This window comes from Halostella sp. PRR32 (assembly GCF_034808085.1).
Classification (GTDB): domain Archaea; phylum Halobacteriota; class Halobacteria; order Halobacteriales; family Natronoarchaeaceae; genus Halostella; species Halostella pelagica.
In genome coordinates this window covers 302,432-316,292 of sequence record NZ_JAXHGL010000003.1, presented here as the reverse complement: position 1 = coordinate 316,292, position 13,861 = coordinate 302,432, and the positions used below count along the sequence as shown (strand labels likewise).

At 68.7% G+C, this 13,861-nt stretch carries 11 protein-coding genes; 6 read left to right on the top strand and 5 right to left on the bottom strand.

All coding sequences use genetic code 11. The features are described from left to right. Positions 1 to 5: 5 nt before the first annotated feature. Positions 6 to 1,130: a serine hydrolase domain-containing protein gene (locus tag SM753_RS11470; RefSeq protein ID WP_323191704.1), complete on the bottom strand. Its 1,125-nt coding sequence runs from the start codon at positions 1,128 to 1,130 to the stop codon at positions 6 to 8. A 278-nt stretch (positions 1,131 to 1,408) separates the two neighbouring features. On the opposite strand from SM753_RS11470, the gene SM753_RS11465 reads away from it, so the two are divergent. Further along, entirely contained in the window at positions 1,409 to 3,718 is a 2,310-nt protein-coding gene (locus tag SM753_RS11465) for a NosD domain-containing protein (RefSeq protein WP_323191703.1), read from the top strand. A 35-nt stretch (positions 3,719 to 3,753) separates the two neighbouring features. Here the strand turns inward: SM753_RS11465 and SM753_RS11460 are convergent, their stop codons facing one another. Beyond that, positions 3,754 to 4,110 (bottom strand): thioredoxin family protein, encoded by a 357-nt coding sequence (locus tag SM753_RS11460; RefSeq protein ID WP_323191702.1) that lies wholly within the window; start codon positions 4,108 to 4,110, stop codon positions 3,754 to 3,756. Between the two features lie 128 nt (positions 4,111 to 4,238). Between SM753_RS11460 and SM753_RS11455 the strand changes: the two genes are divergently transcribed. Together SM753_RS11455 and mutS are read left to right on the top strand one after the other, a co-directional pair. Next, complete coding sequence (locus SM753_RS11455) at positions 4,239 to 5,012, top strand: DUF2267 domain-containing protein (RefSeq protein ID WP_323191701.1); 774 nt, start codon at positions 4,239 to 4,241, stop codon at positions 5,010 to 5,012. A gap of 166 nt (positions 5,013 to 5,178) precedes the next feature. Then, positions 5,179 to 7,962 carry a DNA mismatch repair protein MutS gene (gene mutS, locus SM753_RS11450; RefSeq protein ID WP_323191700.1) on the top strand — a complete coding sequence of 928 codons (2,784 nt, stop codon included), beginning with the start codon at positions 5,179 to 5,181 and terminating at the stop codon, positions 7,960 to 7,962. Between the two features lie 130 nt (positions 7,963 to 8,092). Here the strand turns inward: mutS and SM753_RS11445 are convergent, their stop codons facing one another. Continuing rightward, on the bottom strand, positions 8,093 to 9,031 hold the full coding sequence (locus tag SM753_RS11445) for a diacylglycerol kinase family protein (protein ID WP_323191699.1): 939 nt from the start codon (positions 9,029 to 9,031) through the stop codon (positions 8,093 to 8,095). A 230-nt stretch (positions 9,032 to 9,261) separates the two neighbouring features. Between SM753_RS11445 and SM753_RS11440 the strand changes: the two genes are divergently transcribed. Then, a complete protein-coding gene (locus tag SM753_RS11440; RefSeq protein ID WP_138796739.1) occupies positions 9,262 to 9,720 on the top strand; it encodes a hypothetical protein in 459 nt (152 codons plus the stop codon). A 1-nt stretch (position 9,721) separates the two neighbouring features. On the opposite strand, the gene nucS is transcribed toward SM753_RS11440, so the two are convergent. Next, on the bottom strand, positions 9,722 to 10,426 hold the full coding sequence (nucS, locus tag SM753_RS11435) for an endonuclease NucS (protein ID WP_318282377.1): 705 nt from the start codon (positions 10,424 to 10,426) through the stop codon (positions 9,722 to 9,724). A 177-nt stretch (positions 10,427 to 10,603) separates the two neighbouring features. Then, positions 10,604 to 11,272, bottom strand: a complete 669-nt coding sequence (locus tag SM753_RS11430; protein WP_323191698.1) for a DUF6735 family protein — start codon at positions 11,270 to 11,272, stop codon at positions 10,604 to 10,606. Positions 11,273 to 11,398: 126 nt separating this feature from the next. Between SM753_RS11430 and SM753_RS11425 the strand changes: the two genes are divergently transcribed. Further along, on the top strand, positions 11,399 to 12,406 hold the full coding sequence (locus SM753_RS11425; RefSeq protein ID WP_323191697.1) for an AIR synthase-related protein: 1,008 nt from the start codon (positions 11,399 to 11,401) through the stop codon (positions 12,404 to 12,406). Between the two features lie 74 nt (positions 12,407 to 12,480). After that, positions 12,481 to 13,848 carry a bifunctional hydroxymethylpyrimidine kinase/phosphomethylpyrimidine kinase gene (gene thiD / locus SM753_RS11420; RefSeq protein ID WP_323191696.1) on the top strand — a complete coding sequence of 456 codons (1,368 nt, stop codon included), beginning with the start codon at positions 12,481 to 12,483 and terminating at the stop codon, positions 13,846 to 13,848. Positions 13,849 to 13,861: the final 13 nt, after the last annotated feature.

The following is a 13,861-nucleotide window of genomic DNA, read 5'->3' as shown; positions in this document are numbered from 1 at the left end:
GACGCCTACCCGTACGTCTGTCGCACCGCGTCCGCGACGGTGTTCGCCCGCGCCCAGTGCTCGAACGACCCCTCGCGGATCCCGTTCGTGACGTAGGCGAACCCGAGGTCGACGGCGCTATCGCCCCATCCGGCGACGCTCCCGAGGCCGAGATGGCCGAACGTCTCCGGACCGCTCAGCGTGCCGAACCCGTCGTTGACGGCGCCGCCGTTCCAGACGCCGAGCGCGTACCGCATCGGTCGGGAGAGCGTCCCGTCGTCGCGGGTGTCTCCGTGGAGAGATGTCATCGCGTCGACCGTCTCGCGGTCGAGGAGCCGGCATCCGTCTATCGCGCCGCCGTCGGCCAGACAGCCGTAGAATCGCGCAATGTCGCGGGCCGTTCCGACGCCCGTCGACGCCGGAACGACGGACTCGAGAACCGACGGGTCGTTGAACGCGGCCGCGGCCTCCCGCGGCGCAAGCGTCTCCAGCCCCTCCCCTGGGTCGCGACAGCGGTCGAACTCCTCGAACCCGACGAGCGTTGCGACGTCGTCGGCGTCGTCGGCACCGAGCGTCGTGTCGTCCATGCCGAGGGGGTCGAACACGTTGGCCTGGACGTACTCCTCGACCGGCGTCCCGGTGACGCGCCGGACGAGTTCGCCGACGATCCAGCCGTACGTGAGCGTCTGGTAGGCGGCCGTTCCCGGTTCGAGGGTCAGTTCGGCGTCCTCCATCGCCGCGACGGCGGCGTCCCAGTCGTGCCACAGGCCGGGGCGGTCGTCGAACGCGCTCTCGGTGAGCCCGGAGTGGTGGCTGAGCACCTGCCGGACGGTGACCGCGGCTTTCGCCGTCCCGTCGTCGGCGAACTCGGGCCAGTGGTCGACGATCGGGTCGTCGTACGAGAGGTCGCCGCTCTCGGCTAACTGGTGGACGCAGACGGCGACGAACGGCTTCGTACACGAAAACAGGAGGTGCTGCTGGTCGGCCGCGGTTTCGTCCCCGTCGGGTCCGGTCGTCCCGCCCGCGAGGTCGAGAACGAGCTCTCCCTGTCGGTACACTGCGAGCTGTGCGCCGTGGTGGAGTCCCACGTCGAGGTGTCGCTGGAACAGGCGTCGAAGCTTCCCGGCAGGGTCCGTGGGAAACGCAGTCATAGTCGTGCCGGTGGTTCGGCGAGATCTGCAAAGAACCTGGCGACGAGTCAGCCGGCCGAAACGAACGGCCGCCGTAGTCGCCGTTTTCGCGGACGTAGGCACTGTTTAATTGGTCGAATGCCGAACGTAACAAAGGCCGTACTTGTCCGATACTCGGACGGTAGCATGACACTGCATCGTACGCAAGAACGGCGAACTGAACCGCCGCGACGGATGAGGCGATCCCTGACGACCGCCGTCGACGGCGCGAACCGACAGATCGACAATGGTGACGACGCATGACGGCCGCTCGGAAACTCTGTGTCACGTTCGCGGCAGCGCTCATGGTCCTCTCCGCCGCGACCGCGGGAGTCGGGACGGCGCTCGCAAGCGGAGCGGCCGCGGCACCCGCTCCCGCCGCGAACGTCGACGGCTGTACCGTCATCGACGAACCGGGCACGTACGAACTCACGCGGGATATCACCACGAGCGAGTCGGGACCGTGCATCGAGATCCGGTCTAGCGACGTGACGCTCGACGGGAACGGGCACTACCTCAGCCAGACCGGACCGTCCGGTGACCAGACGGACGGCGTGTACGTCAACGGAGCAGGCCGGTCGGTGACGAACGTCACGGTGCAGGACATGACCGTCGAGAACTGGCGTCTCGCCGTCTACTACGACCGGACGTCCGACGGTACCGTCCGGAACGTGACGACGCTCGGCAACCTCTACGGGGTTCGAACGGAGCTCTCAGACAACGTCACTGTCGAGGACAGCGTCGCCCGAGGCAACTCGCTCGGATTCACTGACCTCCGGTCCGAGGACCTCGAATACCGCGAGAACGTCGCGACCGACAACAAGTGGGGGTTCCATTTCGAGCAGGAGAGCACGGGCCACGTGCTCGTCGACAACTACGCGGCCAACAACAGCCTGAACGCGTTCTACACGAATGATATAGGCGAGCAGGCGAACTACCGCGTCGAGAACTTCACGATCGGCGGGGGCGAACGGAGAGTGTCCGTCGGATTCGACGGCGGGCGTAGCGTCGCGTTGCGGCCGGCTCCGTCCACCCCGGACGTTCCCGGTAACCGATCCGACGTGGGCGCGTACGTCGAGGTCGGCATGAGCGGCGGCGACATGACGCTCGGTACGCTCACCGTCCACTACCAGGACGCGTCGGGCGTCGACGAGTCCTCGCTGACGCTCTGGCAGTACGACGAGGGCGCCGGATCGTGGTCGGAGTTCGACGAACCGAACGGGGTCGACCGCGACTCGAACGCCGTCACCGCCCTCGGGATCCGCGGCGGACATCTGTCGAACGACCCCGTCATCGTTGCACCGGTCGGTGTCACTCACGACGGTGACGATGGCGGCGACGGAGGTGACGGAGACGATAGTGATGACGGTAGCGACGGCGGCGATGGGAATGACGGTAGTGACGGCGACGACGGTAGTGACGGTGATGACGGCGATGGTGACGACGGAAGCGACGGTGATGACGGCAATGGTGACGACGGAAGCGATGGCGATGACGGAAGCGATGGTGACGACGGAAACGATGGCGACGACGGAAACGATGGTGACGGTAGCGACGGTGACGACGGAAACGACGGTGATGACGGAAACGATGGCGACGACGAAGACGACAGCGACGACAACGGTGGCAGCAGCGCCGGTGGCGGCGTGCCCGTCTCCAACAGCGAACCGATAATGACCGTCGACGTGGAGAGCGACGACGACGGCATCACCGCAACCGTGCTGAACGGGAACGCCGGCGAACCGGTCGACATCGCCCTCGCAGAGCACGATGTCGGCACGACCGCGGTCGCGTTCGAGGACCTGTCGACGGCGCTCACCGCGGACGCCGACGGAACCCTGTCGGTCGCGGCGAGCGAGACGTCGCCGGTGAGCGAGGACGCGTCGGCGGAGAGCTTCGAACCCGTGTCGTACCTCTCGGTCGCACACGACCTGCCGCTCGAAAACGAGTCGTTCCGGGTGACGATGAGCGAGGAACAGTTCGCCGCCCTCGACGCTGACCCGTCGGACGTGACGGCGATGGTTCACTCCGACGACGGCTGGGAACGCGTCGAGACGGAGAGCAAGATCGCCATCGGCGGCCGAGCCTACGACGTCGACGCCGGCGGCGTCGGCAACGACACCGTCTTCGCTGTCGGCGTCGACCGCCCGGCAGTCGACGTGGCGGACGTCACCGCGAGCGACGACGCGACGGTCGGCGACGCCGCCACCGTCGAGGCGACCGTGACGAACGACGGCGCGACCGACGGGTCGACGACGGTGACCCTGCAGGTCGACGGCGAGGAGCGGGCCACCCGCAACGCGACCGTCCCCGAAGACGGGTCGGTCACCGTCGCGTTCGAACCGACGTTCGACGAGGCGGGCACGTACGACGTCGCGGTGGGGAACGCCACGGCGACGGTATCCGTCAGCGAAGCGGCGACCGAGACGTCCGACGAGACGACCGCTGCGACGAGCGAGGGATCGGAAGTCGAGGCGGCCTCGACTGAAGGCCAGCCGGGGTTCGGCCCGGTCGTGGCCGCGGTCGCGCTCGCGGCTGCGGCGCTGGTCGCCCTACGTCGTCGCCGGTAACGACCTCAGGCGGCCGCGGACGGTGCGTGAGTCCGTCAGGTGAACTGTTCGACCATGTCGACGAGTTCGTCGGCTTCGACGAACCCGTCGGCGCGGCGGTCGACCGCTTCGCCGTCGGCAAAGAGAAGCAGCGTCGGAACGCTTCGCACGTCGTACTCGTCGACGAGGTCGAGGTCGGTCCGCGGGTTGCACATCGCGACGACCGCGTCGGTCGCGCGGGCAACGGTACCGACGACTGGCTCGACCGCCTGACAGAGCGTACAGCCCTTCGTGTAGAAATCGACGAGGACGACGTCGTGTTCTTCGACGAGGGCGTCCAGTTCGGCCCCGGTGTCGACGTGGACGGGCGTGTCGACATCGGCGTCGGGTCCCGGAGTTGTCGTATCGGTCATCACCGTTCGTAGCTGTTCTACGCGTTTTCTCCTTTCGGGGGTGGGCGATGCAGGCACACTATCGCGGCGGCGTGTCACCCGGCTGAGGGCTGTCAACGCTGAAACCGCAGGCGTCCGTGGGTCCGAGTATGGGGGCTGACGACTTCTACGGCACCGTCCAACTGGAAGGGGAACCGGCGTCGAACGAAACGGCCGCAGAGACGACGCGAGCGGTTCTGACGACGCTCGCGGAGCGGATCACCGGCGTCGAGGCCGAAGATCTAGCCGCCGAACTCCCCGACGAAGTGGGGGACGCGCTCACGAACGTCGACCCGGACGAAGCCGAGGAGTTCTCGCGCGAAGAGTTCCTAAACAGGGTCGAGGAGCGCGCGGACGTGGACGACCCGCTGGCGGCCGCGCGGGCGGTAGCGGCCGCACTCGGTGAACACGCGAGCGACGCGGAACTGGCGAACGCACGCGAACAACTGCCTGGCGAGTTCGAGACGGTACTCGAACCGGGCGTCGGGATTGCCGCCGGCGTGTTCTACGACATCATCGCGGAACGAGGCGGTCCTGAGTCCCGCGACGAGGCGAGGACCGCGACGGCGGCGGTGCTGGAGACGCTCGCTGAACGACTGGCCGGCGGGGAGGCCCGGGACCTCGCGACGTACGTTCCCGGTGACCTGGACGTGCCGCTGAAGGACGCCGAGGGCGACCCGCCGGGGTTCGGCGTCGACGAGTTCGTCGCCCGCGTCGCGGACCGGGCCGGTGTCGACGATGACGCCGCCGCTGAGTACACGCGGGCGGTGACCGACGCCGTGGGGGAGGCGGCGAGCGGTGCGGAGTTCGAGAACGCCGTGAGCCAGTTGCCGGGCGAGTACGGCACCGTGTTCCGGAGTCCGGACGCCGCCAACGGCGAGTGATCGGAGCCGCCCCCGACAGCCGCCAACAGCGAATGACGGGAGGACGGCGGCGCTGACGACGACGACGAATGACCGAGACGGCGGAGCGGTCCTGACGACGACCGGCAGCGGGCGACCCGGATCGGTTTCCGAGAAGTATATTTCCCCGGGGACACGGTGGACAGCCATGGACCCGGCGCTGGGATCGCCCGAGAAGATGGCGGAGCAGAGCGAGGACCTGACGCCGATGATGAGTCAGTATCACGACCTCTGCGAGCGGTACGACGACTCGCTCGTCCTCTTCCAGGTCGGCGATTTCTACGAGACGTTCTGCGAGGCCGCGGAGACGGTGTCTCGGTTGCTGGAGATAACGCTGACGAAACGCGAGGACAGCACGGGAACGTATCCGATGGCCGGCATCCCGATAGACAACGCGGAGTCGTACGTCGAGACGCTGCTGGACGCGGGCTACCGCGTCGCCGTCGCCGACCAAGTGCAAGAGCCAGAGGAGGCAAGCGGCGTCGTGGACCGCGCGGTGACGCGCATCGTCACGCCGGGAACGCTCACCGAAGACGAACTGCTGGAGACAGACGACAACAACTTCGTCGCCTGTCTCACCGAGTCGCCCGTCGACGGCGGTCGAGCGGAGTCGAAACGGGACGGCCCGAGCCACGACGCCGAGTACGGCCTCGCGTTGCTCGACGTCTCGACCGGCGACTTCTACGTGACCGGCACCGATTCGGTGTCGACCGTCGCCGACGAGGTCGGCCGGTTCGCGCCGCCGGAGGCTATCACTGGTCCGGACGTGTGCGTCGGGGCGAAAGAAGTCTTCTCCGCAGACTGCATGGTGACGCCGTACGACGAGGCGGCGTTCGAGAGCGACGCGGCCCGCGAGAAAGTCGCCGCCTACTTCGGGTCGCCGGACCGCCTGCTCGCATCGGACGCGGAGATACGGGCCTGCGGGGCGCTGCTCGCCTACGCCGAGTACACGCGCGGCGGCGGCAAGTCGGCCGACGACCTGCGGGCGCAGCGGGATTCGGAGTCGTCCCCGGACGGACGGGACGGCCACCTCGACTATCTCAATCACCTGACCCGGTACGACCCGCGGGAGTACATGCTGATGGACGCGGTGGCGCTCCGAAGCCTCGAACTGTTCGAGCGCCGGGGCGTCCACGGTGCGGACGGCGCGACCCTCGTCGACGTGCTGGACGAGACGGCGAGCGCCATCGGGAGTCGGAAGCTGAAAGACTGGCTCCGGCGACCGCTGGTCGACCGCGACCGCATCGAGGCCCGACACGCGGCCGTCGCTGAGTGGACCGAACGCGTCCGGACCCGCGAGTCGGTCCACGACCGCCTGCGGGACGTGTACGACATCGAACGGCTCATCGCTCGCGTCTCCCGCGGCCGGGCGAACGCGCGGGACCTCCGCTCCTTGAAGGAGACGCTAGACGTGGTGCCGGAGCTAAAAGAGTCCCTCGCGGACGCCGAGACGGAGCGGCTTCGAGCGATCCGCGGGAACCTCGACGAACTGGCGGACGTCCGTGACTTGATCGGCGAGGCGATCCGGGAGAACCCGCCCGCCGAGATAACCGAGGGCGGCCTGATAGCGCGCGGTTACGACGACGAACTCGACGAACTGCGCGAGACGGAGCAGTCAGGCAAGGAGTGGATAGACAGCCTCGAAGCGCAGGAGCGCGAGCGCACCGGCGTCGACTCGCTGAAAGTCGGGCACAACTCCGTCCACGGCTATTACATCGAGGTGACGAACCCGAATCTGGACCGCGTGCCGGACGACTACACGCGCCGGCAGACGCTCAAGAACTCCGAGCGGTTCTACACCCCGGAACTGAAGGATCGAGAGGACGAGATAATCCGGGCCGAACAGCGCGCCGACGACCTGGAGTACGAACTGTTCCGCGACGTGCGCTCGACGGTCGCCGCGGAGTCCGAGCGCGTCCAGCGCCTGGCCGACACGGTCGCGGAACTCGACGCTCTCGTGGCGCTCGCGGAGGTGGCCGCCAAGCACGACTACTCGCGGCCCGAGATGGTCGACGACCGCATCCGGATCGAGGACGGACGTCACCCCGTCGTCGAGCGTACTCAGGAGTCGTTCGTCCCCAACGACGCCTCCTTCGACGGCGACGCCTTCGTCGGGGTCATCACCGGCCCGAACATGAGCGGGAAGTCGACGTACATGCGTCAAGTGGCGCTGATCTGCGTCCTCGCGCAGGTCGGGAGTTTCGTCCCCGCCGACGCCGCCGAACTCCGGATCGTCGACCGCGTGTTCACCCGAGTCGGCGCGAGCGACGACATCGCCGGCGGCCAGTCGACGTTCATGGTCGAGATGACCGAACTGTCCGAAATTCTGCGGGCCGCCACCGACGACTCGCTCGTCCTACTGGACGAAGTCGGCCGCGGCACCAGCACGACGGACGGGTTCGCCATCGCGCGGGCAGTCACCGAGTACCTCCACGACGAGGTCGGGTCGACGACGCTTTTCGCCACGCACCACCACGACCTCACCGACGTGGCGAGGGACCTGTCCGGCGCGTTCAACCGCCACTTCGCCGCAGAGCGTGAGGGGGAGTCCGTGACGTTCAGCCACGAACTCCGGCCGGGTTCGGCGACCGCCTCCTACGGCGTCGAAGTGGCCAGCATGGCGGGCGTCCCCGACCCCGTCGTGGAGCGCTCGCGGGCGCTTCTGGCCGGCGCTGACGAGGGCGGGTCCGCCACGGCAACTGCGTCCGACGTGGCCGAGAGCGAGTCACCCGCGGATGTCGGCGACCCGTCGACCGCCGACGTGCCCGACGATGCGTCCGCGACGGCGGACCGCGACCCGCCCGTCGCCGCCGACGGCGACCCGGACGTGCCGCTCTCCGTGGCCGAACGCCTGCGCTCGGCGAGTCTCGCCGACACGACGCCGCTGGAGGCGCTCCAGTTGCTCGACGAGTTAAAGCGCGAACTGGACTAATCGTCCTTTCGGGCGGGTCCGGTGGGCGTCCCGTCCACCGGGCCGTGGACCAGAACCGCTCCCCGTCGTCGACGCATCGGATACGTCACGTCGACAGCGCCGCGACGGGACCGGCGAACGGCGGACCGCATTACGACGCGTCATCCGCGGCCACGCTGTACTCCCCGGCTACTTTCACTCGGAGCGCACGGGGGCGAACGGTGATCCGCACGTCTTCGAACGGCCGGATCTCGCCGTCGAGACTGAACCGTACCTCGCCGCCGTCGAGGCTGGAGATATCTATTTCGGATGCCCGCAGGTCGGTCACGTGGGACGTCTCCTCGTGGAGCAGTCGCTGCTCGATCGCCTCGACGAGGGCGTCGTCCGGCGGCATCTCCTCGACGATGGTCACCCGCAGCAGTCCGTCCTCGGCGTTCGCCTGCCCGCCCGTCTTCGCGAACTGCCGGACGTTGCCGACGAGCACCGCCAGCGCCTCGCCGCGCCACTCGACGCTGCCCTCGGTCGTGTCGGCCTCCACGTCCACCCGCAGACCGTCGAACTCCAGCGCCTCCTGTGCAGCGCCGACGACGAACGCGAACGGGCCGAAGCGCTGTTTCAAACCGTGAGTCGCCGCGGCGCTCACGTCCGCGGGCAACCCCGCGATGGCCGACATCACGAACGGTTCGTCGCCGGCCGTCCCCAGGTCGATCCGCCTGATTTCGCCGGTGTCGGTGACCGCGAACCCGTGTTCCACGTCCCGGACGCCGAGAGCAGACGCGATGATGTTGGCCGTCCCCGTGGGAACGACAGAGAGCGTCACGTCGCCCAGCGCGTCCGCCTCGACCAGCCCCTGAACGGCCTCGTGGACGGTGCCGTCGCCGCCGCAGACTGCGAGCAGGTCGACTCCGTCGGCGGCGGCTCTCGCAGCGAGTGTGACGGCGTGTCCGGTGCGCTCGGTTTCGACCACGTCGAATCCCCGCTCCGCGGCGAGTTTGCGGGTCCGTTCGACGTGGTCGGCCGTGCCGCTCGTGGGGTTCAGGATGAGTCGACGGGCTCCGTCTCCCGCCTCCTCCGCGGCGTCGCCGGTCATCGGACACAGTACGCGACGGGAACACAAAGGCGATGGGCTGTCGACAGTCGTTCGGCGTCGGAGATGACGGTAGATATCACCTCACACTGTCGGCTGTACCTTCGGAACGATACTCGGACCCCTGCTGGTTCGATATTCTCCAAGAGATCACAGCCGACAGTATCAGTGGTTTCATCGGTCGATGAGTAGAGTTTTTGCACGACAGTGAGAAGGGAACCGAGAGGGAAAGCGTGTACACGAAAGGAACTGCGGCGCAGACGTACAGAGCGGTCAATCAGTTCGCGGCAGCCCTGCGGTCGAATCTGATCGGTCGGCCCCGAACTGCCGTCGCCGTGACTGTCGCCGCCCTCACGCTGGCAGTCGTCTCCGCGCAGCAGGTCGCCGCCAGAGACGCTTATCTGTGGATCGAACATTCGCTTCCGACGTACGCTGGAGAGGTGACTGGCGTTTTCCTCCTCGCCGGCGCAGCGCTCGTCGTCCTGGCAGCGGTCGCCACAGTTCTCGGGGCCGGACTGGTTCCGGCGGCCCTGCTGGCTGGTGCCCCGGCGTTCGGGTGGGCGGTCACCCACACGGGTGCGCCGATCACGCCGCAGTACGCGGCCACCTACCCGGTAGAGATGGCACTGCTGTACGGTATCGTCTTCGGGAGCGTCGGCTACGTGTTCGGGAACACTCTCCGACGCACCTGACTCACGGCGGCGACAGCGAAACGAACTCCAGTCCTTTCTCGTTCAGTAGACGGCGCGCACGGTCCGTGACGGAGGGCGCAACGAGGACGCCGCGGACGCTCGCTTCCGTGTGGAGCGAGCGTTCGAGCGCGTCCACGTAGCGGTCGAGTTGGCCGACGGCGTCCGGGCCGACGCGGCGGCGCTTGAGTTCGACGACGGCGGTGCGGCCGTCCGCGTCCTCCGCGTAGATGTCGACCGCACCGGCCGGCGTCTCGCGCTCGGTCGCGAGCGGCGTAAAGCCGGGTTCGACCAGAGACGGGTCGTCGAGGATGCGCTGGCGGAGGTCCTCCTCCGTCCCTTCGAGCGAGAGGTCGTTTGCGTCCGTCACGTCGAACGCTGACACCTGGTCGACGCGCTCGAACTCGACGACGAGTTCCTCGTCGGGCGTGGAGCGGCGGCTACGGACCCGGAGTCGGCCGTCGTCGGTCAGGCCGGGAGCGTGCGTGCAACCCGGCGGCTGCCAGTTGACGGGCTTTTGTCCCTCGTCGGTGTGGACGAGTATCGTCCCGTCGGGCTTGAGCATCACGTGGCGGTCGCCGGGGCCGAGTTCGCTCGACGCCCGACCGTCGTAGTCGACGGTACAGCGGCCGAACAGGGTGACGAGTGACCCCCGTTCGACGCCGTCCTCGACCGTCGCCAGCGCCTCCTCGGCCGTCGGGGCTCGCAGCGTCACGTCCGTCGTTCGTCCTCCGCTCGCAGTCACTGGATCGGGGTACGGGCCGGGCGGACAAAAGCGGACCGCGTTGCGGTGCGAGTGAGGGAACGGAACTGCATCGGGAGCCGGACTGGACCCGGCCGGGGAATCGCGAACAGAAACCGCGTGGGGAACGAGGCGAGTATCGTCCTACTCTCGCACGATCACCTCCCGTCGTTCGCCGACGTGTTCCCGGGCCCTGTCGGCGAGATACGCCGCCGCCTCGTCGCAGGAAACCGTCCCCTCGGCAACCACGTCTGCGACCACGGCCTTCGTCGCTCGAAACCACCGGCGCAGGCGCGGGCCGCCGTACGGCCCCCCGTCGGGGTCGGCAGCGACGAGCGCGCCCGCGTCCTCGCGAGCGTCAGCGAGCGAGGGCTCGCCGGAACTCGTTCCGGCGGCGTCCTCGTGAGACGAAGTCGAACGAGGGTTCGATCTGCTTCGCTCATCGGCGTCCTCGCGACCGTCAGCGAACGAGGGCTCGCTGACGCTCGGCAGGCCGAACCACAGCGACAGGTACGCGGTGGTGTCGTAGTCCGTCGCGACGACGAACAACGCTTCGTGTTGGCGGAAGTCGACAGCGTCGACCACGCCGTCGAAGTCGAGGTCGGTTGCGACGGGGCGACGGTCGACGGGACGCGGACTGGATCCCAGTGACGGGCCGCGTCTGACCCGCGCGGCACCGGTCTGCGCTCCGCCGAACGGCGTATCTTCGGCGATCCGGCGGGCGAGCGACAGGTCGGACCCGCCCCAGCGCGATCGGTGCAGGTCGTAGTTGCCGTTCGGACGTTCGTATGCGACGAGCGCTCTGTGGGCCACGGGAGACGAGGTGGCCGCGGTATCCTACAAAAACCTCAGCCGTCTCCACAGTGTCGGGCGCCGGCGAACCGCTCGACCGGTCCCGGAAATCAGCACGACTTTGCCGCCGCCGACCGGACCCACGGTATGAGCGATACCGGGAAAGTCGACCGAGAGTTCTTCGACGAGTTCATCTACCCGCACCTCGGGAGCGACCGCGGTGACGTAGCGCTCGGACCCCGCCCCGGCGTCGACTTCGGCGTCGTCGACGTGGACGGGACGGCGCTGGTGACGGCGACGGACCCCATCTCGATCCTGCCCGGACTCGGCTGGGGGCGCGCGGCGCGGTTCGCCCTCGGCATCGTCCTCGCGGACGTCGCCGTCTCCGGCCTTCCGCCGTCGCATTTCGCCCCAGCATTCCACCTGCCGCCGGAGATGGACGACGACTCGTTCGCCGCGGTCTGGACTGCGATAGACGAAACGCTGACTGAACTGGGGACCGCGGTCGTCACCGGCCATACCGCCCGGTACGCCGGGTGTTCGTTCCCCTGGATCGGCGGCGCGACCGCGATGGCGGTCGGCGACCCGGACGACATCGTCCGGCCGGACGGCGCGAACCCGGGCGACCGCCTGCTCGTGACCACGGGCGCGGGGGTCGAGGCGACGGCGCTGTTCGCATCGCTGTACTCCGGACAGATCCCCGCGGACGACGTGACTGTCGACGCCGCCGCCGCCCGGCTTCCGGGAGCGAACCACGTCCGCGGCGCGGTCGCCGCTGCCGCTGCCGGCCCTGTGTCTGCGATGCACGACGCGACGGAGGGTGGCCTTCACGGCGCGCTCCACGAACTCGCAAGCGGTGCCGGCGTCCGGATCGAGTTCGACCGCGACGCGGTTCCACTGCCGGACGACGTGCGGCAGGTCGCCGACGCTCTCGACTTCGACCCGTGGTGTGCGACGAGTTCGGGGACGCTGCTGGTGACCGCGCCGCCGGAAGCAGTCGACCGGGTACTGGAGGCGCTGCGGGGCGAAGGCCTCGCGGCCGCCGAGGTCGGCGAAGTTCTGGACGGGGAGGGCGTCGCCGCCGACGGCGAGGCGGTGCCGAAGCCGGAGGGCGACTCGTCGTGGCCGGTGTACGAGCGATTGGCGGGGGAGTGAGAGCTACTACGGACAGAAGGCGACTACTTCCCGACTCCATCACTGCTTTGTATCACAAGGTAATACCACCGGATATGAGACAGCCAGCACCAGTCGACCGTCCCGTCGTCCTGACGGTCGCGGGGAGCGACTCGGGCGGCGGCGCGGGGATACAGGCGGACCTGAAGACGATGGAGGCCCGCGGCGCGTTCGGGACGAGCGTTGTGACGAGCGTCACCGCACAGAACACGACCGGTGTTGAAAGCACGCACGTCCTGCCCGTCGAGGAGGTGGCGTCGCAGTTCGACGCCGTCCGCGACGACATGGACGTGCGGGCGGTCAAGACCGGGATGCTCGCCACCGCAGCGGTGATCGAGACGGTGACCGAGCGCGTGGCCGCGGACGACGCGCCGGCGGTCGTCGATCCGGTGATGGTCGCAACGTCGGGCGACCGCCTGCTCGAACGCGAGGCCGAGAGCGCGTACGAGGATCTTGTCGCTGAAGCGGCGCTCGTGACGCCAAACGCCGACGAGGCGGCTGTGCTGACAGGTATCGAGGTCGTCGACGAACCGAGCGCCCGCGAGGCCGGCGAGGCGCTCGTCTCGATGGGTGCGGAGGCGGCGCTCGTGAAGGGCGGCCACGTCGAGGCTGACGCCGACGTGGTTCGGGACGTTCTCGTCACCGCCGACGGCGTCGAGACGTTCGAACACCCGCGAGTCGAGGGCGCAGCCACGCACGGGTCCGGTTGCACGCTGTCGTCAGCGATCGCGGCCGATCTCGCGGACGGCGGATCGCTCGTCGACGTCGTCGAGCAGGGCGTGGCGTTCATGGAGCGGGCGATCCGTTACCACCACGACATGGGCGAGGGCCCGGGAGCGGTGCATCACCTCGCCGCGCTCCGCGAGCGCGCCGACCGACAGCCGACCGCCGAGGCCGTCCACAGCGTCGTCCGGGAGTTCGTCGATGCCGACGTGAGCGCCGTCGTTCCGGAGGTCGGGATGAACGTCGTCGGCGCGACACCGTACGCCGAGGAGACGGCGGAGACCGCCGCGGTCGAGGGGCGGATCACTCGCACGATGAGCGGCGTTCAGCCGAACCGCGGCGTGCGCTTCGGCGCGTCGAGTCACGTCGCGCGCTTCCTGCTCTCGGCGCGGGAGTTCGACCCCGACCTGCGCTTTGCGGTGAACTGCCGGTTCGACGGCGACGTGGAAGCGGCGCTCGACGACCTCGGCTGGACCGTCGCGGAGTACGACCGCGACGCCGAACCCGAGGACGTGAAGGAGACGGAAGGGAGTACGATGGGTTGGGGTGCGCGGCAGGCGTTCCGGGCCGCCGACGGAAGCCCCGCGGTCGTCCTCGACCGCGGCGAGGTCGGCAAGGAGGAGATAGCGAAACTGGTCGCGCCCGACATCGAGACGATAGTCGAGCGAGTGCGTTCGCTAAACCAGGCCGTCAGTCGGTGACTGCAGTCCGGCA

Coding starts and splice junctions, on each gene's coding strand:
- SM753_RS11470 (WP_323191704.1), bottom strand. CDS start 1,130: ATGACTGCGTTTCCCACGGACCCTGCCGGGAAGCTTCGACGCCTGTTC.
- SM753_RS11465 (WP_323191703.1), top strand. CDS start 1,409: ATGACGGCCGCTCGGAAACTCTGTGTCACGTTCGCGGCAGCGCTCATG.
- SM753_RS11460 (WP_323191702.1), bottom strand. CDS start 4,110: ATGACCGATACGACAACTCCGGGACCCGACGCCGATGTCGACACGCCC.
- SM753_RS11455 (WP_323191701.1), top strand. CDS start 4,239: ATGGGGGCTGACGACTTCTACGGCACCGTCCAACTGGAAGGGGAACCG.
- mutS (WP_323191700.1), top strand. CDS start 5,179: ATGGACCCGGCGCTGGGATCGCCCGAGAAGATGGCGGAGCAGAGCGAG.
- SM753_RS11445 (WP_323191699.1), bottom strand. CDS start 9,031: ATGACCGGCGACGCCGCGGAGGAGGCGGGAGACGGAGCCCGTCGACTC.
- SM753_RS11425 (WP_323191697.1), top strand. CDS start 11,399: ATGAGCGATACCGGGAAAGTCGACCGAGAGTTCTTCGACGAGTTCATC.
- thiD (WP_323191696.1), top strand. CDS start 12,481: ATGAGACAGCCAGCACCAGTCGACCGTCCCGTCGTCCTGACGGTCGCG.